At 42.4% G+C, this 26,537-nt stretch carries 25 protein-coding genes; 12 read left to right on the top strand and 13 right to left on the bottom strand.

All coding sequences use genetic code 11. The features are described 5' to 3' along the window. Window positions 1-14: 14 nt before the first annotated feature. Entirely contained in the window at window positions 15-2,708 is a 2,694-nt protein-coding gene (locus HB679_RS04615) for an alpha-L-rhamnosidase (protein ID WP_214070758.1), read from the top strand. Between the two features lie 92 nt (window positions 2,709-2,800). Here HB679_RS04615 and HB679_RS04610 read toward each other — a convergent pair whose 3' ends face one another. Beyond that, window positions 2,801-4,096, bottom strand: coding sequence for a DEAD/DEAH box helicase (locus HB679_RS04610; protein ID WP_214070757.1), 1,296 nt, complete (start codon window positions 4,094-4,096; stop codon window positions 2,801-2,803). A 166-nt stretch (window positions 4,097-4,262) separates the two neighbouring features. On the opposite strand from HB679_RS04610, the gene HB679_RS04605 reads away from it, so the two are divergent. The 3 genes from HB679_RS04605 (at window position 4,263) to HB679_RS04595 (ending at window position 7,398) form a co-directional block, all read left to right on the top strand. Beyond that, window positions 4,263-6,044, top strand: coding sequence for a tetratricopeptide repeat protein (locus tag HB679_RS04605; RefSeq protein WP_214070756.1), 1,782 nt, complete (start codon window positions 4,263-4,265; stop codon window positions 6,042-6,044). A 410-nt stretch (window positions 6,045-6,454) separates the two neighbouring features. Continuing rightward, window positions 6,455-6,637: a hypothetical protein gene (locus tag HB679_RS04600; RefSeq protein WP_214070755.1), complete on the top strand. Its 183-nt coding sequence runs from the start codon at window positions 6,455-6,457 to the stop codon at window positions 6,635-6,637. Between the two features lie 74 nt (window positions 6,638-6,711). After that, entirely contained in the window at window positions 6,712-7,398 is a 687-nt protein-coding gene (locus tag HB679_RS04595) for a hypothetical protein (RefSeq protein WP_214070754.1), read from the top strand. Between the two features lies 1 nt (window position 7,399). Here HB679_RS04595 and HB679_RS04590 read toward each other — a convergent pair whose 3' ends face one another. Genes HB679_RS04590 through HB679_RS04570 form a run of 5 tightly spaced genes read right to left on the bottom strand, consistent with a single transcriptional unit; the run spans window position 7,400 to window position 11,258 of the window. Further along, window positions 7,400-7,996: a thioredoxin family protein gene (locus HB679_RS04590; RefSeq protein WP_214070753.1), complete on the bottom strand. Its 597-nt coding sequence runs from the start codon at window positions 7,994-7,996 to the stop codon at window positions 7,400-7,402. Between the two features lie 44 nt (window positions 7,997-8,040). Continuing rightward, window positions 8,041-9,297, bottom strand: a complete 1,257-nt coding sequence (locus tag HB679_RS04585; protein ID WP_214070752.1) for an aspartate kinase — start codon at window positions 9,295-9,297, stop codon at window positions 8,041-8,043. Then, window positions 9,298-10,098 carry a DUF3298 and DUF4163 domain-containing protein gene (locus tag HB679_RS04580; protein ID WP_214070751.1) on the bottom strand — a complete coding sequence of 267 codons (801 nt, stop codon included), beginning with the start codon at window positions 10,096-10,098 and terminating at the stop codon, window positions 9,298-9,300. It lies immediately after the preceding gene. A 3-nt stretch (window positions 10,099-10,101) separates the two neighbouring features. After that, a complete protein-coding gene (locus HB679_RS04575) occupies window positions 10,102-10,569 on the bottom strand; it encodes a GNAT family N-acetyltransferase (RefSeq protein WP_214070750.1) in 468 nt (155 codons plus the stop codon). Then, a complete protein-coding gene (locus tag HB679_RS04570) occupies window positions 10,569-11,258 on the bottom strand; it encodes a YggS family pyridoxal phosphate-dependent enzyme (RefSeq protein ID WP_214070749.1) in 690 nt (229 codons plus the stop codon). The genes HB679_RS04575 and HB679_RS04570 overlap by 1 nt, the downstream gene beginning before the upstream one ends. 39 nt (window positions 11,259-11,297) lie before the next feature. On the opposite strand from HB679_RS04570, the gene HB679_RS04565 reads away from it, so the two are divergent. Together HB679_RS04565 and HB679_RS04560 are read left to right on the top strand one after the other, a co-directional pair. Beyond that, on the top strand, window positions 11,298-11,834 hold the full coding sequence (locus HB679_RS04565) for a DUF4296 domain-containing protein (RefSeq protein ID WP_214070748.1): 537 nt from the start codon (window positions 11,298-11,300) through the stop codon (window positions 11,832-11,834). Then, window positions 11,834-14,194 carry an endonuclease MutS2 gene (locus tag HB679_RS04560; protein ID WP_214070747.1) on the top strand — a complete coding sequence of 787 codons (2,361 nt, stop codon included), beginning with the start codon at window positions 11,834-11,836 and terminating at the stop codon, window positions 14,192-14,194. The genes HB679_RS04565 and HB679_RS04560 overlap by 1 nt, the downstream gene beginning before the upstream one ends. A gap of 168 nt (window positions 14,195-14,362) precedes the next feature. Here HB679_RS04560 and HB679_RS04555 read toward each other — a convergent pair whose 3' ends face one another. Further along, entirely contained in the window at window positions 14,363-14,773 is a 411-nt protein-coding gene (locus HB679_RS04555; protein WP_214070746.1) for a hypothetical protein, read from the bottom strand. A gap of 95 nt (window positions 14,774-14,868) precedes the next feature. On the opposite strand from HB679_RS04555, the gene HB679_RS04550 reads away from it, so the two are divergent. Together HB679_RS04550 and HB679_RS04545 are read left to right on the top strand one after the other, a co-directional pair. Next, window positions 14,869-15,573 (top strand): CoA transferase subunit A, encoded by a 705-nt coding sequence (locus HB679_RS04550; RefSeq protein WP_214071250.1) that lies wholly within the window; start codon window positions 14,869-14,871, stop codon window positions 15,571-15,573. A gap of 101 nt (window positions 15,574-15,674) precedes the next feature. Beyond that, window positions 15,675-16,334, top strand: coding sequence for a 3-oxoacid CoA-transferase subunit B (locus HB679_RS04545; RefSeq protein ID WP_214070745.1), 660 nt, complete (start codon window positions 15,675-15,677; stop codon window positions 16,332-16,334). Here HB679_RS04545 and HB679_RS04540 read toward each other — a convergent pair. Genes HB679_RS04540 through HB679_RS04520 form a run of 5 tightly spaced genes read right to left on the bottom strand, consistent with a single transcriptional unit; the run spans window position 16,331 to window position 21,138 of the window. Then, entirely contained in the window at window positions 16,331-16,966 is a 636-nt protein-coding gene (locus tag HB679_RS04540; RefSeq protein ID WP_214070744.1) for a uridine kinase, read from the bottom strand. The genes HB679_RS04545 and HB679_RS04540 overlap by 4 nt on opposite strands. Then, window positions 16,959-17,888: a LysM peptidoglycan-binding domain-containing protein gene (locus tag HB679_RS04535; RefSeq protein WP_214070743.1), complete on the bottom strand. Its 930-nt coding sequence runs from the start codon at window positions 17,886-17,888 to the stop codon at window positions 16,959-16,961. The genes HB679_RS04540 and HB679_RS04535 overlap by 8 nt, the downstream gene beginning before the upstream one ends. A 21-nt stretch (window positions 17,889-17,909) precedes the next feature. Continuing rightward, the gene (locus HB679_RS04530; protein WP_214070742.1) at window positions 17,910-18,662 is read right to left on the bottom strand and encodes a DUF4905 domain-containing protein; all 753 of its coding nucleotides are present in this window, start codon (window positions 18,660-18,662) and stop codon (window positions 17,910-17,912) included. A 58-nt stretch (window positions 18,663-18,720) separates the two neighbouring features. Next, window positions 18,721-20,196 carry a hypothetical protein gene (locus tag HB679_RS04525; RefSeq protein WP_214070741.1) on the bottom strand — a complete coding sequence of 492 codons (1,476 nt, stop codon included), beginning with the start codon at window positions 20,194-20,196 and terminating at the stop codon, window positions 18,721-18,723. A 9-nt stretch (window positions 20,197-20,205) separates the two neighbouring features. After that, window positions 20,206-21,138, bottom strand: coding sequence for a hypothetical protein (locus HB679_RS04520; protein ID WP_214070740.1), 933 nt, complete (start codon window positions 21,136-21,138; stop codon window positions 20,206-20,208). A 132-nt stretch (window positions 21,139-21,270) separates the two neighbouring features. Here HB679_RS04520 and proS point away from each other — a divergent pair, with 132 nt between their 5' ends. The 4 genes from proS to HB679_RS04500 all read left to right on the top strand — a co-directional run bounded on the left by proS (window position 21,271) and on the right by HB679_RS04500 (window position 25,389). Continuing rightward, the gene (gene proS / locus HB679_RS04515; protein WP_214070739.1) at window positions 21,271-22,743 is read left to right on the top strand and encodes a proline--tRNA ligase; all 1,473 of its coding nucleotides are present in this window, start codon (window positions 21,271-21,273) and stop codon (window positions 22,741-22,743) included. Between the two features lie 102 nt (window positions 22,744-22,845). Then, on the top strand, window positions 22,846-23,985 hold the full coding sequence (locus HB679_RS04510) for a cystathionine gamma-synthase (RefSeq protein ID WP_214070738.1): 1,140 nt from the start codon (window positions 22,846-22,848) through the stop codon (window positions 23,983-23,985). A gap of 109 nt (window positions 23,986-24,094) precedes the next feature. Then, window positions 24,095-24,916 carry a TIGR02757 family protein gene (locus HB679_RS04505; RefSeq protein ID WP_214070737.1) on the top strand — a complete coding sequence of 274 codons (822 nt, stop codon included), beginning with the start codon at window positions 24,095-24,097 and terminating at the stop codon, window positions 24,914-24,916. 107 nt (window positions 24,917-25,023) lie between these two features. After that, window positions 25,024-25,389: a DUF5655 domain-containing protein gene (locus tag HB679_RS04500; RefSeq protein WP_214070736.1), complete on the top strand. Its 366-nt coding sequence runs from the start codon at window positions 25,024-25,026 to the stop codon at window positions 25,387-25,389. Window positions 25,390-25,418: 29 nt separating this feature from the next. On the opposite strand, the gene HB679_RS04495 is transcribed toward HB679_RS04500, so the two are convergent. Next, window positions 25,419-26,477, bottom strand: coding sequence for a nucleoid-associated protein (locus HB679_RS04495; protein WP_214070735.1), 1,059 nt, complete (start codon window positions 26,475-26,477; stop codon window positions 25,419-25,421). Window positions 26,478-26,537 lie beyond the last annotated feature (60 nt).

The following is a 26,537-nucleotide window of genomic DNA, read 5'->3' as shown; positions in this document are numbered from 1 at the left end:
ACCAATATTTAAGAATGAATTTATTTTTACCCGTTAAATTTTTCTCAAAGAAAAATATGGCCCGCCTTTTTGTGATGGCGGGCACTATGTGCTATACCACTGCTTCACAAGCTCAAACCATTGAAGCACTGAAATGTGAATACTTAATAAATCCTTTGGGCATTGATGCGGTACATCCGCGGTTTACGTGGCTGATGAATGATCCACACCACGGTGCCTCGCAAAGTGCTTACCAGTTGTTGGTGGGTACAGATTCTGCAGCGATAGCAACGGGCAATGCTGATGCCTGGCAAACGCAACAGATTTCATCAGGAAATAACCTGGTTAGTTATGCTGGCAAAACTCTACAACCTTTCACCAAATATTTTTGGCGCGTCTCTGTTTGGGACGAAAAAGGAAAGCTTACTTCATCGCCCATAGCTAATTTTGAGACCGGTTTGATTGAAAAAAGCAACTGGAAGGGTACCTGGATAAGCGATAACAAAGGCCCTGAAGTGAAGCCTGCACCATATTTTAGGAATGAGTTTGAGTTGGGTAAAAAAATAAAATCTGCACGGGCTTATATCGCCGTTGGCGGATTATATGAATTGTATATCAACGGGCAAAAAGTAGGTAACCATCGTTTGGACCCCATGTATACCCGTTTTGACCGCCGTACGCTGTATGTTACTTATGATGTGACATCTCAACTGCAAACCGGCAAAAACGCTGTTGGCGTGTTGTTAGGTAACGGCTGGTACAACATGCAAAGCACCGCCGTGTGGGATTTCCATAAATCGCCCTGGCGCAATCGTCCGACATTTTGTTTAGATCTGCGCGTGACTTATGAAGACGGCACAGTACAAACCATTACCTCTGACAGAAGCTGGAAATCATCTTCAAGCCCAATTACCTTTAACAGCATTTATACCGCAGAGCATTATGATGCCCGGCTGGAGCAACCGGGATGGAATACCGTTGGCTTTACAGAAGGCAAAAATTGGCGCGGCACCATCATTCGCCCTGCGCCGTCGGCAAATATCGTATCACAGGCTATGCAGCCAATCCGCGCTATCGAAACTATCCCCGCTGTGGATATGAAGAAATTTGACGATCATACCTACCTGTTTAATATCGGCCGCAATATTGCCGGTGTAAGTAAGATCACCGTTAGTGGTGAGGCCGGAACAATTATCCGCCTAAAACATGCCGAGAAATTAGGTAAAGACGGCCATGCAGACCAATCAAACATCGATGTGCATTACCGCCCAACGGATGACCAGGATCCTTTTGCTACAGATATCTTTATCTTGAGCGGAAAAGGTGAGGAGACCTTCATGCCGCGCTTTAATTATAAAGGTTTTCAATATGTAGAGGTAAGCAGTGATAAGCCCATTAGCTTAAAAAAAGAAAGTCTGATCGCTTATTTTATGCATAGCGATGTTGCCCCTATGGGTACCATCAACTCATCAAATACTACGCTGAACAAGATTTGGGCAGCCACGAACGTATCTTATCTGTCAAATTTTTATGGTTATCCGACTGACTGCCCGCAACGCGAAAAAAATGGCTGGACAGGCGATGCGCACATAGCCAGCGAGACCGGTTTATATGGTTTTGACGGTATCACCGTTTACGAAAAATGGATGGCCGATCATCGCGACGAGCAACAGCCAAACGGTGTGTTATCATCCATCATTCCATCAAATGGTTGGGGATACGAGTGGGGTAACGGACCCGATTGGACAAGTACTGTGGCCATAATTCCGTGGAACCTTTACCAGTTTTATGGCGACAGCAAAACGCTGAATGATAACTATGATGCTATTAAACGCTACGTAAACCATATCGACGAGTTATACCCAACCGGTTTAACCACCTGGGGACTGGGGGACTGGGTGCCGGTAAAATCGGTTTCGCCGGTTGAGTTTGTATCGAGCATTTACTATTATACAGATGCTAACATCCTGGCAAAAGCGGCCAAATTGTTCGGCCACACAGAGGATGAAGTCAAATACAGCGCAATAGCATTGAAAATCAAAAATGCTATCAACACCAAATATTTAAATACTGCTAGCGGTATTTATGATAAAGGCTATCAAACCGAATTAAGCATGCCATTATACTGGGGTATAGCCCCTGATGAGCTAAAAGCCAAAGTAGCCGCCAACCTGGCCGAGCGTGTTAAGCAAGATAATAATCACCTTGATGCCGGTATATTGGGCGCTAAAGCTATTTTAGGCGCGCTGAGTGACAATGGTTATGCCGAGGTGGCTTATTCCATAGCCTCGCAAGAAACCTACCCGTCATGGGGCTGGTGGATTAAAAATGGCGCTACTACACTTTATGAGAACTGGGATGTGTTTGCCAAAAGCGATTTATCTTTAAACCACATTATGTTTGGCGAGATAGGAGCATGGTACTACAAAGGCATAGGCGGTATCAGGATTGACCCTAATAGTCCTGGTTTTAAAAATGTGTTGTTGAGTCCGGCTTTTGTAACCGGCTTAGATCATTTTGAATCTGAACATACCGGCCCTTATGGCAAGATAGTATCTAACTGGAAACGCAAAGGAAAGTCTGTTTTTTATTCAGTTATTATTCCGGCTAACTCAACAGCTACTGTAGTATTCCCGATAGGTAAGAAAGTTTATTTAGATAAAAAGGAAGTTACTACAACTGACGGTCTGCAGATTGTTTCCGGCAGTTATGAGTTTACGGTGAAGTGATAAACAAAAAAGAAAAGCTCTGAGTAAAATTCAGAGCTTTTCTTTTAATAAATATGTCATCCTGAAACAAGTTCAGCATGACTTTGCTACAGTTACCCGTGCTTTTTCTTCTTGTTCATAGCAGCCTTTTTGCTGGCGCTAAAATTATAATCTTTGCTGTTAGATGCTTTCTTTTCGTGAAAGGCTGAGCCAACCTCATTTTCTTCTTTTTTTGCCGATTGCTTAGGTTCGGTTCTCGCTTTCGACTCGTTCACTATTACCAAATCTTCCGGCAGGGCAGAAGCTTCCATTTTATTGCCGGTAGCGTGCTCAATCTTTTTAACCAGACTTAGTTCCATGTCGGTTGCAAATGTTAAAGCAATAGTTTCATTGTTGTCATTAGTGTTGGTTACCCGATTAACGTAAGTATCGGTTTCTTGTGGAATATCAAAATGTATCAGAAAAGGGATACTACTCAAGTCTACCTCATCGTTATTTTCAGTAACTACCAGCATAACACGGGCATCGGCGTTAGATTTAAACTCTTCGACCGTTTTATAACCGTTCACATCAAAAAATTTAGGGTTTAAAAACCCAACCGCATCATCCATTCGGCGATGCAGGCTTTGATATACTTTCTCGGCGGTAGCCTGATTATTTACAAACACTGCAGTTTTGGTAAAAACCTCTTCATCATTCATGAACAAGTTAAGCAGGTTTTGTTTGGTTAAAAAGTTTGGTACATTGTACAACAGTTGATGATGAATGGCTAATTCTGTTTCTTCCAACTCATCAATCTCAACAATAGCCGGAGCTTTCATGAAAGGCTCGATCATCTTTTCTACGCGGCTATGCATCACATCGGTAAATACCAAATGCTGTGCTTTGGTAATACTATTGGCCAGTTCGGCAATGGGTAGCTGCATGCCCTTTTTGATCATGCGGTCGGCATCATCAACTATAAACAACTCCATTTTATTAAGGTTCAGTCCCAGTTTTAGGTAGATTGCCCTCGCTCTATCCGGCGTAGCCACTACAATATCGGCACCTTCGGCCAGCGCGTCCATTTGTGCCTCTATGCCAGGTGTTACATAAAGCCCAACGATGGCTATGGATTTGTTTTTATTCAGGCGATCAAACATTTCTATAACGGCCAAAACGTCTTCTTTCTCAGGCACCAGGATCAATACTTTTGGTACACCCTCTGGCGCATGGTTAAAGCGGGTTAGGGTAGAGAGTATATAGGTTGTGGTTTTGCCGGCACCTTCGGGCGCAACACCAACAACATCCTGCCCACCAATGATGCGGTTCAGCGTTTTTTGCTGAATATCCTTAGGTGTATTGTAGCCCAATTCTGCCACAGATTTTAATAATTGTTTACTCAGCTTTAATTTTTCGAACCCTGCCATAATGCGTTATTAGTATCGCGCAAAAATACCTTTATAATTTTACAAACCCCAATTGAATCAATTTGCTTAAAAGTTTACTCTAAATAAGAATATTTAACTGTAAATTGCAGCTAAGAAGACGTTGCGGTTAAGGATTAATTGCTATTTTAGTTTTTAATTAATAAACATGGGTCCCCTGCTTAAACAAGTGCTTCCCCTTGCGCTATCCCGTTTCTTTGGGCTGATCATCTTTTTGTTTTTTTTTATTCCGGATAGTTACGCGCTCACGGATATCCTCCCCATAAATAATTTTAACACCCACCCATTTGATACCATTGGCCACATTACGCCCGAGCAAAGAGTATATATTGCCACTGATATATATAAAAGAAATTTAAGGCACGTTCCTGAAACGGTAGCAATGGCCCGGTTAAATGAATTAACCAACATAGCCCGGCAGTTAGATGATAAAGCACTGGAAAGTGTTGTGTTTGATTTAAAAGCCGATTATTACGCCGTAAACCTTAGGTTTAACCCCCATAGCGTAAACCTATACAAGCAAGCCATTGATTTTGCTACCGAAAATAAATTGCCGTTATATGCTGCTATCTATCTACAGCACGAGGGGATGTTTTTTTACAATCTAAAGCATAACACTACGGCGTGTTATTATTTTTTAAAGGCGCAGGAGGCTTTCAGGGCAGTAGGCTTTGAAAAGGCGCCTAATATGAGCGCTTATTTTAGCCAGGTAGCAGAATTTTACTACCACCTTGGCGACTATCCCAATGCCGAGATACAATTACAAAACGCGCTAAAATATCCTATAAAACACGCAAGGGATAGGATTGGAATGATTAATACATTGGGCTTAATTCGTCGTAGCGGCAAACAATATCGCCAGGCACTTGAATATTTTCAGCGTGTTTTAGATTTAGCGAAAACAAGTAAAGACACTGTTTGGGTAGGTATTGCTACCGGTAATATTGGTTCGATTTATTTTAACCTGGGTGAGTATGATAAAGCAGCGCCGTTTATCCAAACTGATTATGAGCAATCGTTAAAATATGGCGAAAAGAATAATGCGACTATCGCGCTGCTGCGCCTGGTTAAAATTAACCTCTTGAAAAACAATGTGACCCGATGCTTGAAGCAATTGGATACTGCCGAACTGCTGATCAAGAATAGTGCAACATCTGTGCTAAACATCAAGACCGATATTTACGATCTGAAAGCACAGTGTTATGATAAGTTAGGGCAGCCCGCCGCAGCCTTGGTTTTTCGCCGGAAATATGAATTAACAAAAGACAGCCTGGCCGTTCAAAATAATATCGCGGCGGTCGAGGTGGTGAAAATGCAGTACGTTGTCGGCAAGCAACAAGCAGAAGACAATCGTCTGAAGGCCCAGGCCCGTGAACGTGACGGCGTATTTGTGATCCTGTTTTTGCTCATTGTTATTTTACTGTTATTATTTAGCAGGCAAGCGCTGAAAGCCCGTAACGATAAAGAATTACTACAATCTGAAAAACGGAGGTTAGATGAGGAGCTTAAATACACCGATATGAAGCTGCAAACCTACACCGAACACATTCGTAAAAACAACAAACTGATTGATAGATTCAGAGAGCAGATAGATCAGCTTAAAAACAAAAATGCAGACAGTTCGGTAGTTGAACACTTAGAAAAATTAATGCAGGCTCATATTATGACCGATGCCAACTGGCAGGAGTTTAAAAAGATCTTTGTGAAAGTATACCCTGATTATCTGTTCAACGTGAAGAAAAACTTTATGAGTTTATCTGAAACCGATGTGCGACTGCTTACCCTCATTAAGCTACAGTGTACCAACAAAGAAATGGCTAATATGCTGGGTATTACTGCCGAGGGTATAAAAAAAGCCAAACAACGCCTTCGGAAAAAAATGAAATTGAATAACAATATCAGTATTGAAGAGGCTATTTCTATTCTTTAACATCTGTTATTGTCCACCCGATGTACACGCTTTTGTCCCCTATTTGTATACCCCGGATATTATCATTTTTAGCCAACCGCTAGTTAAATTTGAATCAACTATTGATTAAACCCATACATTAACCCGAAAGTTTATAGGTTATTTAATTATTGACAAAAGACCCCTGTTATGGAACCGATTAAAGAACGGAAAAAATGCACCAAATGCGGTAAGGGCGAATTGGATACCCGTATACCGAGAAGTTTTTTTGTTAAAACATTTTTATTTTGGTTGCCTTTAAAAAGATACAGATGTAATATATGCTGGGCAAAAACATACGTATATGGATCGGTGTGGCATGATACTGGCGCGGAATTGAGCGAAATGGTATAGTTGTTGCGCTAATACTGCAACATTAAATCTAAAATATCATGAAGACACAGGATTTTAAACACGGCAACGGTCTGGGATCGTCAACCACCGACCGTGCGTTTAACGACCAAAATGAGAAGTTGAAAGAAAGAGGTATTAGCAATGCTGGGGGGCAGCGCTCATTCCAGACATCAAGCAAAGACAGCGCACATAAGGCGCAAAAAAGAAAACCACTATTATAGTGATATAGCCCCCGACAATATCGGGGGCTTTTTTATGTATAGTGTTTTAGCTATAATCCATACTTTTGTGGCATATGAAAAAATTGCTCATCTTGTGCCTGGTAGTACTTACCGCTTGCCACTCAAAACCAAAAACACCTTTCCAAATTCTGAAATCTGTTAAAATAAAAGACGGTGTTAAACTGGATGTACAGGTTAATAGTCGTATCAGTAAACAAGAGATGATTGATATTACGGCCTATATCAAAAGCGACAGCTCACAATATAATAACTTGCAGGTTGATTTTATTTTACCGGGTAACAGTTATCAAAATAAAGGTGGCGTTAATATATATGCTACTGCTGCCTATCATGATAAAACAATTGTATCGCCCGCTGATACCGTGGCAGATAAAGACAAAAACTTCCTCAGTTTTGAGTTTGTAGGTTTTAGTCCTGCTAAAGCCAAACAGTTATTGGAACTTGATCCAAAAGAGCTAAGCGGTAAGCAGCTCATAGGCAAATTTATTGACGATAATACCAAAACCATCACCATGATTGCCCAAGACAAACATGAAGATAACCAACTATATATATTGGAACTGGATAGTGCAGGCAAGGTAGTATCGGCCATTGCACCTATGGAAGTGACTGTTAAAGGCGTGCATAAAATGGTAGTTACCCAGCAAGGCGATTACATGGTGCTTAAAGATAGTATCTTAACCATGTACAGCATTGCCGATTATGACAAACCTTTCCGCAGTATCAAGCAGGACTTATAGCTTATTTTGAAGACGGTGCAGCGGTAGCCGGTTTGGCAACTGGTGTAGGTTTATTCATAGCAAAGCGTTTACCTATTACAGCCAGTTGATCGTCGTTCAGTTTTGAGGTTGATTTTAGTAGTCCTAAAAAGTAAGCCACTTCACTATCTTCGGCAGGGCAGCCCATGCTTTCGCCGGGAGCATCCAATGAAGCACCTGCCGGGCGCACTTGGCTGTCGGCCAATAATTTTCCTTTAGCATCCAATATCACCCAAAATGGTAATCCGCTTTTCTCGCCTTTAAAAACTTTAAGTTGGTCACGGGCGCCGGGATTTTCCAGGCCAATCTTGTTAGGTTGCTCCAAAACATCCAGATGCGCAATTATGTAATTGTCATCAAATAACTTTTTGCAGGTTGGATCTTCAATACTGGCATCCATTTTTTTGCACCAGCCGCACCATGAAGCATGGAACATCAATAACACTTTTTTATGTTCTTTTTTGGCTTGTGAGTATGCCTGATTCAATACAACATTGCTGGCAGGGGGCGTATCCTGCGCAAAGGTTGACAGATTAAAGGCTAATAATATTGCAGCTATTAATAACAGATGCTTTTTCATAGTATGTTAATGTTAGATAGATTACAAGGTAGCCTTATATTCGATCATTTCAAAACCAGCTGAGCTGTATTACGACTAATCTGTTCCAGCAAAACGGTTTTACCAATAGTAAGTTCTTTAATATTTCCGGTTGAATAATGTCTTACGGTAAGTAGGGTTAAGTCGTTGTTGTACTTTGTTTTATAGTCTTTATTTAAATCTTTTAACAGCGTTTCAAAACGTTCGTCTTTCAAATCAAAACAAACGCTGAAACTAAGTGCCGAGGTTTGCATCACATTGATCTTGACATGGTTTTTAGCAAATCTTCCAAAAATATCGCTCAGGTGGTCTTCGCTAATAAATGAATAATCTTTAGTAGCGATTGATAGCAATACCTGTTTTTGTTTGATGATGATAACCGGCTTTTCAAAAACAGTCGAAGCTGTTTCTTTTATCACGGTGCCTGGCGCGTCAGGATTGCCGAAAGGTTTTACCAGTAAAGGTATCCTGGAATTTTGCAGTGGCTTAATGGTTTTTGGGTGGATAACCGTAGCGCCATAGTAAGTCATTTCAATGGCTTCGGTATAGGTAAGTTCATCAAACTTTACGGTATCATTAAACAATTTCGGATCGGCATTTAAGATCCCGGGCACGTCTTTCCAGGTGGTGACAGATTCTGCACCCAGGCATGCAGCAAATATCGAAGCTGTATAATCAGACCCCTCACGACCCAAAGTGGTAGTAAAATTCTCAGACGTTCCGCCCAAAAATCCTTGTGTAACTACAAAGTTGTGTTCTAGCAGAGCAGGGATGCTTAATTGAATGCTTTCACGTGTTTTATCCCATTGTACCATGCCTTCACGGTAAGTATTATCGGTATGGATATAACCGCGCACATCCAGCCATTGGCTTTTTAAACCTTCGTGGTTAAGATAAGCAGCTACAATTCGGGTTGATACCAGTTCACCAACCGATACGATCTGATCATAGGTGAAATCAAAGTCGTCGTGCGGTTCGTCTTCTATCATCCAGTCAATCTCCACAAAGGTATTAGCAACCTCATCAAACACCGGGTGATTGGCTTCGAAAAGTTCGCTCATGATCTCAAAATGGTACTGTTTAATGCGCTCATAAATAGCGTGCAGGTCATCAGCCTGGTTGACATAGGCTTTGGTCAAATCCTCTAAAGCATTAGTGGTTTTACCCATGGCAGATACCACGATAAGCAGTTGCTCATTTTTATAGTTGCCAACTACTTTGGCCAGGTTAATTATACCGGCAGCATCTTTAACAGAAGCGCCTCCGAATTTAAAAACAAGCATTTATTTAATATATTGAGTGATAACCGTGTTGGGTTTTAATAATGATTTGATCTTAGCATAGGGGATAAACAAGGTAGTTTGCCCGGCTGCATAAGGTTTAATTTCGTATTGATTGTACAAGAACTTAATACCAATCGGTGTGATGGAATAATTTTCATTCAACGCAAACTTGTCGTCTTTGAAAAAATAATCGTTAGCCAGGGTAGCAGTAGGACCCAGCTTCTCTTCTTTTCTGAAAATTGTATCGGCAATGGCCGTTAGTTTGCCGCCGTAGCCTTGTGTCAATACGTCATTTAACTTAATATCTTTATTAGTCTTAGTATTCCAGTTAATAAAAGTGGTAATACTGCTGCCATGAGCGCCACCTTGAAAATTATAACCGCTCACTTCAAGTGTGGTCAGGCTGGAGTCTTGTCTGATAATTTTAACATGACTATCCAGCGTGAAAAACATAACGGTTCTTGGGTCCTGTTTTTTAACAGACTCATAAGATGCGATGAAATCCTTTGCCCATTGTTGCAAATTAGTTGGACGCTTTTCACCACCAAATAAATCCAGCAAGCGGGCAGAAACTGTGTCATTCAAAACAGCCTGGCCCGTAAATATCGGATAGTTAATCTTTGCCACCGAGCAGCCTGTATCCGGTTTATTGCCGCAATCTGCCGCGCGCTCTTTGATAGTTTTATAGGTATACGCCAAAGTATCCAGATTGATATGTGCTTTCACACTTTTACCCGGCCCAAAGTTACAACCGCCCAATGCAAGTGCTGTCCCTAAAAGCAATAAATACGCTTGTTTCATAGCTTAGTAATTTAGAAGTTGGTCTTTAGATAATGCGGCGTTTAACCAACCGGCTTCAATGGCCGCATTATATTTAGCATAAAAATTCAGCGCAGGCTCATTCCAATCAAGCACTTGCCATACCATCCCCGCAAACCCCATTTCTTTAGCTTCTATAATCAACTGGTCGAACAATAATTTGCCGATACCTCTGCCGCGCATAGGCTCTGTAACTATAAAGTCTTCCAGGTACATACGGCAACCCTTCCAGGTTGAAAAGCGGATATAGTATAATGCAAAACCAACAATCAAACCATCAACCTCGGCCACATATGCTTTCCATACCGGGCGGTCGCCAAAACCGGCCCGCTCGAATTCTTCTATTGTAACAGTTACTTCTTGCGGTGCTTTTTCGTAAAGGGCCAGTTCGTTAACCAGTTCCAGCAGGCGTACACAATCCTCTTTTACGGCGACTCTTAAGTGAAACTCCATTAATTATTTTTCCAATGTTTAATAACCCGGCCGCCAAAAATAGTACTTCCAACGCGTATCATAGTGCTGCCTTCTTCTATAGCAAGTTCATAATCTGCCGACATTCCCATAGATATCACATTAAAGCTTTCTTCTTTTCTAAAGAAACTCTGTTTTAGTCCCTCAAAAAATACTTTCAACTCCTGGAACTCATCTCTTATTTGTTTCTCCATATCGGTGTTAGTAGCGATACCCATTAGGCCGCGAATTTTAACATTTTTCAATTCCGCAAATTCATCAGAACGCAAAAGCTCTATAGCTTCATCAAAGCCCAGGCCAAATTTAGTTTCCTCGTCGGCAATGTAAATCTGCAACAGACAATCAATCACCCGGTTATTTTTCAGCGCTTGTTTATTAATCTCTTGCAAAAGTTTAATACTATCGACAGATTCAATCATGCTGATAAATGGTGCAATGTATTTAACCTTATTGGTTTGCAGGTGGCCTATTTGGTGCCATTGAATGTCTTTAGGCAACTGCTCCTGTTTTTCCACCATCTCTTGTACCATGTTTTCGCCAAATAAACGCTGGCCCGCGTCATAGGCTTCCTGTATCTCTGCAACCGATTTTGTTTTTGAAACTGCCACCAGCGATACCTTTTTGGGTACAGTTTGCGTTTTTAGGGTTTTGATATTATCTGCAATGCTCATTAATCCGTAATTTTGTCAATTAAATCGCTAAATTAAAGAATGCGTAAACATATTATCTTGTTTTTTTCAGCTTTGCTTTTTTTGTTTTCCTGTGAGGGCAACAAAGACACCAAAGGTATCATCGACCGCGATGAAATGGTAAAGCTATTAGTAGATGTACATCTGGTTGATGGTAGCCTCGCCGCCCAGCCTAACGGCGATAGTCTTTATCGCCAGGGAACCGGCAGATACGTTTATGTATTTAAAATGCATCATACAGATTCAGCACAATTTAAAAAGAGTGTGGCCTATTATGTCAGGCAACCTGAAGTAGTGCAGAAAATGTATGACGACGTTATTAAAATACTGCAGGCAAAGTCAGATTCTGTTAACGCTATAATAGCCAAGGATAACGCAGCTACACGTAAACACATGGAGAAACAACTACAGAATGATACAAAAAGAGCAAAGGATTCGATAGCTGCGGAAGTGAAAAAGATGAAGTTGAAGATGAGGATAGATTCTGCTAAGCGGGCCACGCTGTTAAAAAGCACAAAGACCTTAAAAAAGAAGCTTAAACCCCATTATATAAAGTAATGCTTTACCCCGAAAATAGTATCGATAAGCTGGGTTTTACCGAGGTAAAGGAATTAATTAAAACACATTGCCTGAGTGTAATGGGGCAGCAGATGGTTGATCGGATCCAGGTAATGAGTAATTACGATCAGATCAGTAAGTTTTTAAGCCAGGCCCACGAGTTTAAAAATATCCTGCAAAATGATGCGGCATTACCTATTCAACATTTTTATGATATAAAAGCCCTGGCCAATAAAGTGCGCTTGGAAGGTGCTTTCTTAAGCGAGGAAGAATTTTTCCAGGTATATGCGTCATTAACTACCGTTTTTGCGGTAATAGCCTATTTCAATGAGCGCGAGGGCCAGTATCCAAACCTGGAAGCGCTATTTGAGCATTTACCGATAGAGAAGGCTATCATCCGTAAAATTGAACAGGTAATTGATACTAAAGGGAAAATAAAACTCAATGCCTCGCGCGAGCTGGCCGAGATATCTGCAGGCATAGCCAAAGCCGAGCAAGAGGCCCGCCGCAAAATAGACCAGATCTTTAAAAGTGCAAGCGCAAACAACTGGACGGCCGATGGTTCTTTGACCATTCGTGATGGCCGCTTGTGTATCCCGTTACTGGCAGAGAATAAACGCAAACTGAAAGGCTTCGTTCATGACGAGTCGGCTTCAGGACAAACCGTATATATTGAGCCGGAAGAGGTTTTTACGTTAAATAACCGCATCCGCGATTTGGAATTTGAACGCCGTCGTGAGATTGTTAAAATTCTAACCGCACTTACAGATGAATTAAGACCGTATGTGCCGCTTTTATTATCATACCATAGCCTTTTAACTAAATTAGACTTCGTGCGCGCCAAAGCCCTGTTTGCTATTGATATTGAGGGCGAATTACCACAGGTAGTAAACGAGCCAAGGCTAAAGTTAATTAATGCTCGCCATCCATTACTTTTCTTGAATTTTAAGAAAGAACATAAAACAGTAGTGCCATTAAACCTGCAGATTGATGAAGGTGCCCGTATCATTGTTGTATCGGGACCTAACGCCGGTGGTAAATCTGTCTGTATGAAAACGGTGGGACTGTTGCAGCTCATGGTACAAGCCGGCTTATTGATCCCTGCCGATGAAGCCAGCATAGTAGGCGTGTTCAAACAGTTTTTTGTTGACATTGGTGATGACCAGTCTATAGAAAGTGATCTGAGTACCTATAGCGCACATCTCTCCAAAATGAAAAAATTTGTAGAGAATGCCAATGGCAAATCATTGATACTGATTGATGAGTTTGGTACAGGTACCGATCCGCAATTTGGCGGGCCTATTGCAGAAGCTGTACTAGAATCGCTTAATCACAAAAAAGTAAGGGGTATGGTAACCACCCACTATTCCAACCTTAAAATATTTGCCGGTAATACCGAGGGGCTTGAAAATGCGTCGATGCTGTTCAATAACGTAGAAATGCAGCCCTTGTATATACTGGAAGTTGGTAAGCCCGGTAGTTCGTACGCTTTCGAGATCGCCCAAAAAATAGGCTTGCCGCAGCAGGTGTTAAATCTTGCTAAAACTAAAATAAGCGCTGAGCAAAAAAGCGTAGATACATTACTGGTTGGCTTGGAACGCGAAAAGAAAGAGATTTTTGATACCCGCTTAAAATTAGACAAACAGCAGCGTCAGGTTGACGCTTTATTGGCTGAGAACGAAAAACTAAAAAGCTATCTCGAAGAGAATAAAAAGGTATTAATCCGCGAAGCGAAAGACGAAGCTAAAAACATCATCCTCAACGCCAATAAACTGGTAGAGAATACCATCGCCGAAATAAAGAGCAATAACGCGGATAAAGAAAAGACCCGCGATCTGCGCGAAAATCTGAATCGTGAGTTACAGAAAAATACCGCTAAGCCAGAAGTCCCTAAAAAACAAACGACTGATGAAGAGCTAAAACCAGGCGACTGGGTGAAATTGACCGATTCTGAAACCACCGGCCAGGTAATAGAAATTGTAAAAGACAGTGTGATCATTGCCATTGGCGATTTGCGTACCGTAGCCAAACGTAAACGGGTGCAAAAGGTATCGAAAGCAACAGTGCCAAAAGAAGTTAGGCGCAGCCTATCGGCGAATACCGGCGATATAGCCAGTTTTAGTCCGGAGATTGATGTGCGCGGCATGCGTACAGAAGACGCACTGGCAGCTATTGAAAGATTGTTTGATCGCGCGGTTATGATGGGTTATGGAAGCCTGAAAATTCTTCATGGAAAAGGGGACGGTATCCTCCGAAAAATGATCCGTCAATATCTCAAAAAATACGACCAGGTGGAGCGCATGGAAGATGAACATGCAGATAGAGGTGGTGATGGTATTACTTATGTTTATTTGAGATAATGGAAAGTAACCCTCTTTCCGCCGAAGGCGAAGAGAGGGTGGTCGAGCGAAGCAAAGACCGGGTGAGTCCTCGAAGCGGCTTAATCAACCTATCAACAGCAACTCACCCCGACATCGCTGCGCTTGTCGACCCTCTCTTCCGCAAGCGGGAAAGAGGGTTAGAATTCGTTACTCCCCAACCTTTTGCTGATCAGGCAATTCACCCGGCCCCGGGATGTTTGGCTTATCATGGCTCTCACCATCATTATCGGCGGTGCCTTCATTATAAACCTGTTTTTCTCCCGGTTTAAAATTGTTGCTTTCGGTGTGCTCCTCTGCCGGCTCGGTGCGTTTAAAGTATGCGTTGCTATACCCCGCATTTTGCGACGGATTGTTTTTATCATCGCCCGATGAAGTAACATTGTTTGACCCAAAGTTCTGACCGCCCATTGGCTGCCCTTCGCGTACGGGTCTTGTGTCGTCGTAAGGTGTCAGCTCTTTTTCTTTACTATTTTCATCATCCACCCGGTAAGTATTGGGCTGGCCTTGCTCAGCTCCGCTGTCTTTTTCGTCCTGTGATTTATCTTCGCTTGATAACATAATCTTTGTTTAATGGTTATATAAATAGTAATACCGCTGTTTGGCGAATTGTTTTTATGTATTATGATTTTGTAGATTTAGAGAATCAATTATAACTGATGAATAAAGTTTTTAATAATGCCGACGACGCTATCAGCGACGTGCATAACGGTGCGATGCTTTTATTGGGCGGTTTTGGCCTGTGCGGTCTGCCCGAAAACTGTATTGCCGCGCTGGTTAAAAAAGGAGTGAAGGACTTAACTTGTGTGTCTAACAATGCCGGGGTAGATGATTTCGGTATAGGCTTAATGCTGAAACAACACCAGGTAAAAAAAATGATTGCATCCTACGTAGGCGAGAACGCCGAGTTTGAGCGACAACTGTTAAGCGGCGAACTGGAAGTTGAACTAATACCGCAAGGTACGTTAGCTACGCGATGTATGGCTGCAGGCTATGGTATGCCTGCTATTTTTACCCCGGCGGGGATAGGTACCGAGGTAGCCATAGGTAAAGAGATCCGAAATTTTAACGGTAAAGACTATTTAATGGAGATGGCCTTTGATGCCGACTTCGCCATTGTTAAGGCCTGGAAAGGTGATACTATGGGTAACCTGATCTACCGCGCTACGGCGCGCAATTTTAACCCGGCAATGGCTATGGCGGGTAAGATTACCGTTGCTGAAGTTGAAGAACTGGTTGAGCCTGGAGAATTAGACCCGGATCATATTCATACTCCCGGAATATATGTGCATCGGATATTCCAGGGAGTGAATTATGAAAAACGAATTGAGCAACGTACCGTACGAAAATTTGAAGATTAACAACCTACTGTCATTGCGAGCGTAGCGTGGCAATCGCGAATAATGCATCCTTGCGATTGCCACGCTCGTTCCTCGCTCGCAATGACATTAATAAAAGAACTATGTTAGATAAAATCGGAATAGCGAAACGCATCGCTAAAGAAATAAAAGACGGCTATTATGTAAATCTTGGGATAGGAATTCCCACACTGGTTGCTAATTATATTCCGAAAAATATGGATGTGGTGTTACAGTCAGAAAATGGTTTACTGGGTATGGGCCCCTTTCCTTTTGAAGGCGAAGAAGATCCGGATTTGATAAACGCAGGTAAACAAACCATTACCATGTTACCGGGTTCGGCAGTGTTTGATTCGGCCATGAGTTTTGGGATGATTCGTGCGCGTAAGGTTAATCTAACTATCCTGGGCGCTATGGAGGTGTCAGAAAATGGCGACATCGCTAACTGGAAGATCCCTGGTAAAATGGTGAAAGGCATGGGCGGCGCAATGGATTTAGTGGCATCCGCAGAAAATATTATTGTAGCTATGCAGCACATCAACAAAGCCGGCGAATCAAAGCTATTACCTCAATGCACCTTGCCTTTAACCGGCATCAATTGCGTTAAAAAAATAGTGACCGAATTGGCAGTGTTGGACATATTACCAAGTGGTGGTTTTAAACTCATAGAACGCGCACCCGGCATATCCGTAGAAGAAATAAAACAAGCTACAGCCGGCAAATTGATTATTGAAGGGGATATACCTGAGATGGTGATTGATTAACTGAAAAGTTTATCTCTCAACTCTTGTGAAATCTCATCGGTTACAGCCTGTATGCCTTCGGCGGCATTAGCGTTGTTGATGATAACTTTATGGCAACCGTTTCTGTACGGCAGCAAGAATTCTTTATAAGCAGGAACCACGTGGTTTTCCCATTTATACATCACATCGTCGTGCGAGTAACCGCGCTCCTGTAGATCGCGCTTTAAGCGGCGTTCAAGGGCTACAGCTTCATCGGCATCAATAAATATGCGCATGTCCAACAGCTCTTCGATAGGCTTAAAGTGGAAAATAAATAAGCCTTCAATGATTAAAATAGGGGCTGGTTTGATCTCCAGCATCTGCGGAACTATGTTTGGGTTGTTGAAGGTGTATTCTTCTTTGTAAATAACCTCGCCAGCTATTAACGTCTTGATGTCTTTTTCAAACTGTTCGGCATTAATCGTCGACGGCTTGTCAAAATCATATAGCTTATTTTCCTCGGGCGTCATGTTATGCGCAACGGGGAAATAATAATCATCCTGCGAAACCAGGCAAACCTCGTCGGCCGAGAAATGATCTAAAAAGCGCTTTAAAAAAAAAGTCTTACCAGAGCCGCTTCCGCCGGCAATGCCTATGATATAAGGTTTATTCATTCGGGCTGCCGTAGCTGATGTTTACGCGGATACGTTTGTCTAAAGCACCAATAGATTCGGCTACGTTTTTAGTCATCACCAAAATAACATCTTTGGTTGATTCACTATCATTTAAACGACCTACAACTTTAGCAAAAGTAGTACGGCCAGTCATTGGGTTGGTTATTTTAATTACAGTGCCAATAGGAGCAGTACGGTGCAGAACCAATTTTTTATTGGGGTCAAGGCTGGTATCGTCTATCCAGGTGGCAACCCCTTTTTCGGTTTTTTCAAACAAACCGTAGCGGTTTGCATTAAGCTTTCTTTCGGCACTATCCTGGCTGCTTACGTAAGTGGTCGAGTCGCGTTTAGCAACAGGATGTGGTGCTTCCACTGGTGCAGCGGTTTCAGGAGTGCTTGGTTTTACCTGTAAGATCTGACCGGGGGTAACCGTAGTAGAGCTTAAATTATTGAGCTTGGTTAATTCTTCAACAGTCGAGCCAAAGCGTTTGGCGATAGAATAAAGGGTTTCGCCTGCTGATACTTTGTATTGTTGCGCTGCGGTGCCCTCATTTGCCGGAGCTTGGCTTGGCTGCTGAGCGGCTTGCTGTTGTTGTACAGCAGTCGGCGGTGCCGGTAATGGTTTGCTTTGTTGCACCGGCGCAGGTTTGGTGTTTTCTAAAAACGACCTGTCGGTTGGTACTTTGATGATGCCGCCAATTTTAAGTGGAGCATTGTTATTAAACTTAATAATGTCGCCGGGTTTTACATTGTAACGGCGGCCTATAGAGTAATAGTTATCTTTTGGATCTAATTTATGTAAGATTACTTTTTTGCCATCCAGGTTCTCTACACCAACGGAATCGGTTAGTCTGTTTTTAGCGAAAAGTGAAGTAGAAGATATTATTAGGGTGGTTAGAAATAATAACGTTTTTAATTTCATAATAAATTCTTATTCAGTAATTTATAAGGGCACTACTTTTAGTTCTGCCTTGTTTTTAATATAAACCAGCCAGTTTCTATACAGGATAAACGACTCGGGCTGCATTTTTTGTATATCTGTATTTAATAAATCTTCATAAACCAGGGCCGCTCCATCCATAATGTACAAATGCTGCTGCAGCTGCACGCCGGTTAAAGTGTGCAAAGATACAATTCTGAATTTATTGTAGTGAAGCGATTGTACAATGTTTCCATGAACCTCAGAAACCGGTAAATTGTCTACGCCAGATGGCAACGCAGACTGTGGAAATTGAACACGGTTTTCAGCCTCAGTATCAATATCCATACTAAATGGTCTGAGCATGGCACCCGTCTTCACATCAATCAAAAATAATTTCTTTGGCTGTATCTGTGTGTTAAATACCACCGGTCCGGTTGTCGACAAATGGTCAAACGCATAAGTGTAATTGCTCCAAAGTACCTGTGCGTTTTCATCAATCGCCGTTAGGCCCTTATGTACCGGCGTGTTGTCAGACTGATAATTATGAAGCAGTAAAACCCCATCGTAAGATGCTTCTATGCCGGTAAGCCAGCGTTCTTCGGAGGTGTAATCTTCAAAATTTATTTTACTGTTAACCAGATTAATAGAACTAAAGGAAACTTGCTTATCGGCGGTGCGGGTTTCAAGAAATATGGTGTCGCTTAAACTGTCAATTTCCAGCCGCCAGATTGTACCGCTGAGCTGTTGATTGATGGATGATAATAGCATAGTCATAAGGCTACAAATATGCTATTTAATATCGACAGGCTCTTTTGGTTTTATGTTTTCGTCGCTAGTATTTTACGCCAATAGTTAGAAATATGTTATTGTTAACTGCATTCACAGCCGCAGCGGGAGTGGTGGGGCCAATATCGTATTGCATTACATTTTGCGATCCTTTTATATTCATAACGGCAGCATCTACATAATAATTTCCTAAATGATAGCCCAGACCGCCCGTAACCATCTTAGTGCTTGCGCCACCTTTAAGTGGATTGCCTTGTATGCCGTAGCCGCCGCGTAAAAAGAATGCGTCCACAATTTTGATTTCGGCACCGGCATGCAGGTTTACTGCCGATTGGTAATTGGCTTTGATAATGCCGTTGTCATAACTGCTGGTATAATTGGCGTCGGCATTATCGCTGATGTGGGTTGTGGTATAGTCCTCATATTCAATATCGCCGGTTATAAAACCAATATTCCCCAAAAATATCGACATACCGCCGGCAAATTTAAACGGTGTGCGCATGTCGTAGGTTAGCGCGTACTCAACAGGCCCGTTATTAAAACTGGCCCCTGGATTCAGGGTATTGCTTAAACCTTCGTTAAAAGAGTCATTGATATTATAAAAAGTAGGCGTAGTGATAGTTGCGCCCACGCGCACACTTTCAATGATCTTGTAAAGAATACCGACCTTAATATTATAACCCTCGCCTTTAGTATTTTGAAATTGACTGTAAGTTGAATTATAGCCACTGGTAACCGGCGTAGACCCATTTAATACAGTCGCGCTGCCCGTTTCATTAAAGCTGGTATTAGTATTATAACGTAGTTCGCTTATGCCCAGGCCAATACCAACATATAACTTATTGTTGTAATTGGCACCCATTGATATATCATAGCTGCTTTCGCCGCCTGTTCTGGTTATAAATCCGGCTTGTTGTACCCCGGGAAAGGCATTGCTTTTATAGGTAAAATTGGTGCCTGTACCGTAAGCGTCGATTAATTTTTGCCCGGCTGCCCAGGCTTGCAGGCTACCATCGGTAAGCCCTTGGTTATTAGCTAAGCTGGCATAGTAGTCAGTGATAGAATTAGCGTTGTTTTTTGCACCGTATTGCACTTTTTCGTAAAAGTTATTGGTACGATTATATGCCGCCCCCCAATTTAAACTCAGCCAACCTTTACCGTTGTTGCCGCCACCGTTTTTTGGTAACTGATTATAAAAAACCACAGCTGCGTTGCTCATATTGATATTGCCGCGACTGGCAGAACCGGGTTGACCGATATAAGTTGCTTTATTAGTATAATCGTCGAATTCGGGCGTAATGCTTAATTCTGAATGGGTGAAAAAGCCTATCCCGGCAGGATTGCCGCTAATGGATGTCATGTCGCCACCAACAGCTACATTGGCGTTACCAATACCTTTAATGCGTGACGTAGAACCTGTTTGAGTGGTAGAAAATCGCACTGCATCCTTTGCATATTGGGCAAAACTGCTTTGGCTAACTGCCGAAAGTGCAATTAAAAAAAGTATAGATCTTAACTTCATATATGTGCTTTATGGCCTTACCGGTCTGCCGCCGCCGCCACTACTTGAGCTACCGCCACTTGAACTACTACCAGAACTTGCGCTGCTGCTTGATGATCTTTGTGGGGCCGATGGTGCATCTGCTGTACTCTGTTGTGTAAAAGAAGGTCTCGGCGCCTGGCTTTCAGGACGTACCGGGCGATTGGTGCCGGCTACATTGACTGTGTTATTAGCAGTAGAATTTGTGCCAGGACGACCAGGATAAACGGCATTGCTACCACCCGGACGCGCTCCTGAGAATGCAGGAGTTAGTATGCCGGGCGCTGTGGCACTTCCCCTGGTAAATATCGGCCCTGAACCTATATTTGCCGTACCATTATTGTTGCGTCCAAACAACTGATTGCCATAACGACCATTTGTTCTTACAAATACCGGCCCGCCATTACTGTCGTTTGAATGTGAGTGCCATCTTTTATGAGTAGTACGGGTACCGCCTCCGGAAACGAAGCCAGAATAAGCTAAACCATATCCAAAGTCATCATAGCCATCAAAATCTCCATAACCAAAATCATAAGCCGAGTAAACGCCTAAATCATCGTAGTAGGAGTCGTCCGCATAGGCATCATCGGCATAAACCGTTTTAGAGGTATCCTGGTATGAAGATGTTGTATAAGGCTCATAACTATAATCGAAGTCATCGGTATAGCTAAAAGGTGAGGCATAGCTAAAACGATTGATGCGAGAGGTATAGTCGCCATAGTAATAATAATCATCATTTCTGGCGTATGTTGCTTCAGGCTGCGGAATGTATTGCGGGTCGACATAACTTACGCTTGCTTTTGCCTGTGTATAATAAACATCATCGCCCAGAGCTTTGGTTTTTGAAACTTCATTCAAAGTAGCGCAGGAACTCAATGCCAAGGCACTGATCAAAATAATTCCCCTAAGCAGGTTCCGTTTCATAATAGGTTTGGTTATGCAGATTAGACTATTATTTGATGCCATAGTTTAATTTGACACGCTTATAACGTATAAATTTATAAATTTGACCTCAAATCTAAGTAATTAAATAGTCAAAATATATTCCACAAACAAATGAGTAAAGGCGTTATTAGTAAAGATGAAGATTATTCGCAATGGTATAACGATCTGGTTATAAAAGCCGATATGGCTGAGTATTCGCCGGTTAGAGGCTGTATGATCATTAAGCCGTACGGATATTCTATCTGGGAGAAAATGCAAGCTGTATTAGACAAGATGTTTAAAGATACCGGCCATAGTAATGCTTATTTCCCTTTATTAATCCCTAAATCATTCTTCTCTAAAGAAGCCAGTCATGTTGAGGGCTTTGCTAAAGAGTGTGCTGTGGTTACGCATTATCGTTTAAAAAATGACGGTAATGGTAATATTGTTGTTGATGAAGATGCCAAACTGGAAGAGGAATTGATTATCCGCCCAACATCAGAAACCATTATCTGGAATACTTACCGTGGCTGGATCCAATCATACCGCGATCTGCCTATCCTGGTAAACCAATGGGCCAACGTAATGCGCTGGGAAATGCGTACGCGTTTATTTTTACGTACCAGCGAATTTTTATGGCAGGAGGGACATACAGCACACGCAACATCTGAAGAAGCGGTAGCAGAAACAGAACAAATGCTGGAGGTTTATGCCGATTTTGTAGAGAACTTTTTGGCGCTGCCGGTAGTAAAAGGCCGCAAAACACCTAATGAACGTTTCGCGGGTGCATTAGATACTTATTGTATTGAAGCTTTAATGCAGGATGGTAAAGCTTTACAGGCCGGTACTTCGCACTTTTTAGGTCAGAATTTCGCTAAAGCCTTTGATGTGAAATTCACTAATAAAGAAAATAAATTAGATTACGTCTGGGCGACATCCTGGGGTGTTTCAACCCGTTTGATCGGCGCACTGATCATGGCTCATTCTGATGATGCCGGTTTAGTATTGCCACCAAAACTGGCGCCTATACAGGTAGTTGTTGTGCCGATCTATAAGCATGACGAAGAGCTGGAGAACATAACGGCCTACGTAAATGAATTGAGTAAAACTTTAAAAGCTAAAGACATATCGGTTAAGTTCGACAAGCGCGATACACACCGCCCGGGAGCGAAATTTGCAGAGTACGAGCTGAAAGGCGTACCATTGCGCGTTGCTATTGGCAGTCGCGATATGCAGAACGGAACAGTTGAGTTGGCCCGTCGTGATACCAAAACTAAAGAAACAGTAAACCAGGACGGACTGGCTGAAAAGATAGAAGCGCTATTAGAAGAAATCCAAACCAACATCTACCAAAAGGCTTTCAACTTCCGTTCTGAAAATACGATCGAGGTTGATACTTACGAAGAATTTAAGCGCCTGCTGGATGAAAAACCGGGCTTCCTTTCGGCGCATTGGGACGGCACATCAGAAACTGAACAACGCATTAAAGACGAAACCAAGGCTACTATACGTTGTATCCCTTTGGATAATAAGCAGGAAGAGGGTAAGTGTATTTTGACAGGGAAACCGAGTACACAGCGGGTGTTATTTGCAAGAGCATATTAAGGTTAGTCCATAGTCCATGGTCGATAGTCCATAGATTATGCATGTCTATTTTATTACTATGGTCCATTGACTATCGACTATGGACCGTGCTGAAAGCACACCATGAAATTCGCAACAAAAGCCATACACGCAGGCCAGGAGCCTGACCCATCAACCGGCGCGGTGATGACGCCGATATACCAGACATCTACCTACTGGCAGAAATCGCCGGGCGATCATCAGGGTTTCGAATATTCGCGTGGCACCAATCCAACCCGTAAGGCTTTAGAGAGCTGCCTGGCGGCTTTGGAAAATGCTAAATATGGTTTGGCCTTTTCGAGTGGTATGGGTGCAACTGATGCCGTGATGAAATTGCTTTTGCCGGGCGATGAAGTAATTACCGGCGACGATCTTTACGGCGGTTCATACCGCATGTTCACTAAGATTTTTGCCAACTACGGTATCAAGTTCCATTTTCTGAATTTATCTGATCCGGAGATCATCCGCGAGCATACCAATGCTAACACCAAATTGATCTGGATAGAAACACCGACTAACCCGACGATGCAGATCGTCGATATTGCGGCGGTTACTAAAATCGGCAAAGAAAAAGGTTTGCTAACTGTGGTTGACAATACATTCGCTTCCCCGTATCTACAAAACCCTATGGATTTAGGTGCCGATGTGGTAATGCATTCCGTAACCAAGTACATTGGCGGCCACAGCGACGTAGTGATGGGTGCCTTGATGCTGAACGATGAGGATTTGTACAAACGCCTGTGGTTTATCTATAACTCCTGCGGCGCCACTCCCGGACCGATGGACAGTTTCCTGGTGCTACGCGGCATTAAAACGCTTCACTTGCGCATGAAAGCGCATTGCGAGAACGGTCGTATTATTGCGGAGTTCCTGAAAACGCATCCAAAGGTAGATAAGATCTATTGGCCGGGTTTTACCGACCATCCAAACCATGAGATCGCCAAAAAACAAATGCGCGATTTTGGTGGTATGATATCAATCACGCTGAAAGGCGCTGATTTAAAGGAGACTTTTAGAATAGCTTCGTCATTTAAGGTATTTACACTGGCCGAGTCGCTGGGCGGGGTGGAGTCGCTGATCAATCACCCGGTTACGATGACGCATGCTTCGATACCTAAGGACGCGCGAGAGAAAGTCGGGGTAGTGGATAATCTGTTGCGCCTGAGTATTGGGGTTGAGGATGTGGAAGATTTGCTGGATGATTTGAAGCAGGCGCTTTCTTAACATATTTGTCATTGCGAGCGAGGAACGAGCGTGGCAATCGCGAACTTTACTTATTAAAGCCTTTCTCCGTGCGATTGCCACGCTACGCTCGCAATGACAGAACGAAAACATGCAAAACAACCTCAAATCCTTCCTCGACGCCAAAGTGGCCCAATATAACCAACCAGGTTTTATTGCTAACGACCCGGTATGCATCCCGCATATGTTTAGCAAAAAGCAGGACATAGAGATTATGGGTTTCTGGGCAGCGACATTAGCCTGGGGCCAGCGACCGACAATCATCAAAAAATGTAAGGAACTAATTGCTTTAATGGATGGCGTACCTCATGATTTTATAATGAATCATGAAGAGATCGACCTGAAAAAGCTGCTCTATTTCAAGCATCGCACTTTTAATGATATTGATACGCTTTACTTTATAGCTTTTTTTAGGTATCACTATGAAAACTTTGAATCGTTGGAAGCTGCTTTTATTCCAACCAAAACTGTCATCCTGAGCGATGGCGAAGGACCTGCCGATGAACCAATTGAGACGTACCTTAACCATTTTAGAAAGTACTTTTTCTCCTTACCCGATTTTCCGCATCGCACCAAGAAACATGTATCGTCGCCATCGCAAAAGTCAACCTGCAAGCGTTTGAATATGTTTTTGCGTTGGATGGTACGTAAGGACGATAATGGAGTTGACTTTGGCATCTGGAACCAAATCAAACCATCAGACCTAATTATGCCTTGCGATTTACACGTCGATAGGGTTGCCCGCCACCTCAAACTCATCACCCGCAAACAAACCGACTGGAAAACGGCGATTGAGTTAACGCAACGGTTAAGAGATTTTGATCCTTCAGACCCGGTTAAATATGATTTCGCTTTATTTGGTTTAGGGATAGAAGAGCGTTGGGGTAGTGACGCTATTTTGCCTATCTTGTAGTTTAATAATTCGTTTTGTCATTGCGAGCGTAGCGTGGCAATCGCGAACCAAGCATGCGTGCGATTGCCACGCTCGTTCCTCGCTCGCAATGACAAATTTTAACAATAATGCAAGACGACAAAACTATTCCTCATTTACTCGCCGGTAAGTCGGCACATAGCTTAATGCTTTATGCCCATTTCGTTTCAGAATTTAAAAAAATAGGTGATATCACCGTCCAACCCACCAAAACCATGATTGGTATCTCAAACGCAAACAAGCGTATTGCCTGGGTAACGCAGCTAGGTAAGAATTTTATTCACGTGGTATTTCCGTTCAAGCAACCTTACTATGATAACGTATGCTTTCAAAAAGTGGGGCAGGTGCCTGGGCAACAACAATTCAATCACCACTTAAGGGTGTTGAGTATTGAAGATATTAATGAGGAGGTTTTTGATTTTATGCGATTGGCGTATTACGAGGAGAAGTTCTAGTAAAGTTGGGCATAACCAAAGAGGTTCAACTACGCCTCTTCCTTAAAATACACCTTATAATAGTTCATTGCCCTATCATCGTCGAAGCCTTTCTCAATCAACTTATTATCACCGTGGATATAAATGTGAAAGTTCTTGTCAAGCTTTAGTACGCTTTTATAGATCCGTGATTGCTTCTTGACGGCATTGTCCGAGATCTCAAAAGTATCGCCGATGCGGGTATCAAACTCATCCTCATACTGGCTTTTGAAAGTCTTGAATGATTCAATGGCTTTTGGGTTACTGATCACTTCATCGGCAAACTCATCCATGTCAAAGGTTTCTTTTTCCTTGAAATATTTCATCGAGCGATTCAATAAGTCTATCTTATCCGCCTTGGTCATGTCAAACTCGTCGTCTATCTTTTCGGTTACGAAGTTTTTATAGATGCCCAAAACGTTGCTGGTTTGGTTATAGCTGTCATTGCGGATCTTCAATTGCAGGAAATCATCTTTCCAATAAACAGCCGCATCCTGGCCACGATTGGCAGTATCAACCACAACTACTTTATAACCATTCTCTTTTTCTATGTTAAAGATGAGCACGCCCTTGTCCAATTTATTAATGTTGATAGCGTTATCCTCATAATCAACTGCGAAGCCGCCTTTTTCAGGGTAAACTTTTAGATAAGTTTCTTTATTTTCTGACTTAAAAACGCCTACTGCGTCCAGCGTATTGCCTTCAATCTGCACATCTTTAAAATAGGCCACATAGAATTCGCCCGCTTTAATATTGGGGTGATTGGCTACATTGTACAGGTGCTTCGCCAATTGTTCAGACATCGCATGAAACTTCTCTTTATCCTCAAATATCTGCGAAACAAAATTGTGCACCTCGTTCAGCGCCAGGTCGCCGCTGCTGTGCATCAGGTGATAAACTTCTACCGACTTTTGGAAAGGCGACAAGAAATACTGTTTCAACAGGCTGGAGATCAACTCATCTTTTAATTCAAGTGGATGATCTGACAGTGCGTACATTTCGCTTTGAGCCTGGTTGCCAACGTGATGTACAGAAATTTTATCTAAATAAGCTTCGAATGCGGTTACCATAATTGACGCGCAATTTACTTTTTTAATTTAGTATGCTTGCCATAATTTGCGACCTTTGCG

It is taken from the genome of Mucilaginibacter sp. dw_454 (assembly GCF_018449775.1).
Lineage (GTDB): Bacteria > Bacteroidota > Bacteroidia > Sphingobacteriales > Sphingobacteriaceae > Mucilaginibacter.
The sequence above is the reverse complement of the archived record's forward strand: the minus strand, read 5'-3'. Positions and strand labels throughout refer to the sequence as shown.

What these genes read in the sequence shown, in the direction of transcription:
- HB679_RS04615 (WP_214070758.1), top strand. Translation starts at nt 15, where the DNA reads ATGAATTTATTTTTACCCGTTAAATTTTTCTCAAAGAAAAATATGGCC.
- HB679_RS04610 (WP_214070757.1), bottom strand. Translation starts at nt 4,096, where the DNA reads ATGGCAGGGTTCGAAAAATTAAAGCTGAGTAAACAATTATTAAAATCT.
- HB679_RS04605 (WP_214070756.1), top strand. Translation starts at nt 4,263, where the DNA reads ATGGGTCCCCTGCTTAAACAAGTGCTTCCCCTTGCGCTATCCCGTTTC.
- HB679_RS04600 (WP_214070755.1), top strand. Translation starts at nt 6,455, where the DNA reads ATGAAGACACAGGATTTTAAACACGGCAACGGTCTGGGATCGTCAACC.
- HB679_RS04595 (WP_214070754.1), top strand. Translation starts at nt 6,712, where the DNA reads ATGAAAAAATTGCTCATCTTGTGCCTGGTAGTACTTACCGCTTGCCAC.
- HB679_RS04590 (WP_214070753.1), bottom strand. Translation starts at nt 7,996, where the DNA reads ATGAAAAAGCATCTGTTATTAATAGCTGCAATATTATTAGCCTTTAAT.
- HB679_RS04585 (WP_214070752.1), bottom strand. Translation starts at nt 9,297, where the DNA reads ATGCTTGTTTTTAAATTCGGAGGCGCTTCTGTTAAAGATGCTGCCGGT.
- HB679_RS04580 (WP_214070751.1), bottom strand. Translation starts at nt 10,098, where the DNA reads ATGAAACAAGCGTATTTATTGCTTTTAGGGACAGCACTTGCATTGGGC.
- HB679_RS04575 (WP_214070750.1), bottom strand. Translation starts at nt 10,569, where the DNA reads ATGGAGTTTCACTTAAGAGTCGCCGTAAAAGAGGATTGTGTACGCCTG.
- HB679_RS04570 (WP_214070749.1), bottom strand. Translation starts at nt 11,258, where the DNA reads ATGAGCATTGCAGATAATATCAAAACCCTAAAAACGCAAACTGTACCC.
- HB679_RS04565 (WP_214070748.1), top strand. Translation starts at nt 11,298, where the DNA reads ATGCGTAAACATATTATCTTGTTTTTTTCAGCTTTGCTTTTTTTGTTT.
- HB679_RS04560 (WP_214070747.1), top strand. Translation starts at nt 11,834, where the DNA reads ATGCTTTACCCCGAAAATAGTATCGATAAGCTGGGTTTTACCGAGGTA.
- HB679_RS04555 (WP_214070746.1), bottom strand. Translation starts at nt 14,773, where the DNA reads ATGTTATCAAGCGAAGATAAATCACAGGACGAAAAAGACAGCGGAGCT.
- HB679_RS04545 (WP_214070745.1), top strand. Translation starts at nt 15,675, where the DNA reads ATGTTAGATAAAATCGGAATAGCGAAACGCATCGCTAAAGAAATAAAA.
- HB679_RS04540 (WP_214070744.1), bottom strand. Translation starts at nt 16,966, where the DNA reads ATGAATAAACCTTATATCATAGGCATTGCCGGCGGAAGCGGCTCTGGT.
- HB679_RS04535 (WP_214070743.1), bottom strand. Translation starts at nt 17,888, where the DNA reads ATGAAATTAAAAACGTTATTATTTCTAACCACCCTAATAATATCTTCT.
- HB679_RS04530 (WP_214070742.1), bottom strand. Translation starts at nt 18,662, where the DNA reads ATGACTATGCTATTATCATCCATCAATCAACAGCTCAGCGGTACAATC.
- HB679_RS04525 (WP_214070741.1), bottom strand. Translation starts at nt 20,196, where the DNA reads ATGAAGTTAAGATCTATACTTTTTTTAATTGCACTTTCGGCAGTTAGC.
- HB679_RS04520 (WP_214070740.1), bottom strand. Translation starts at nt 21,138, where the DNA reads ATGAAACGGAACCTGCTTAGGGGAATTATTTTGATCAGTGCCTTGGCA.
- proS (WP_214070739.1), top strand. Translation starts at nt 21,271, where the DNA reads ATGAGTAAAGGCGTTATTAGTAAAGATGAAGATTATTCGCAATGGTAT.
- HB679_RS04510 (WP_214070738.1), top strand. Translation starts at nt 22,846, where the DNA reads ATGAAATTCGCAACAAAAGCCATACACGCAGGCCAGGAGCCTGACCCA.
- HB679_RS04505 (WP_214070737.1), top strand. Translation starts at nt 24,095, where the DNA reads ATGCAAAACAACCTCAAATCCTTCCTCGACGCCAAAGTGGCCCAATAT.
- HB679_RS04500 (WP_214070736.1), top strand. Translation starts at nt 25,024, where the DNA reads ATGCAAGACGACAAAACTATTCCTCATTTACTCGCCGGTAAGTCGGCA.
- HB679_RS04495 (WP_214070735.1), bottom strand. Translation starts at nt 26,477, where the DNA reads ATGGTAACCGCATTCGAAGCTTATTTAGATAAAATTTCTGTACATCAC.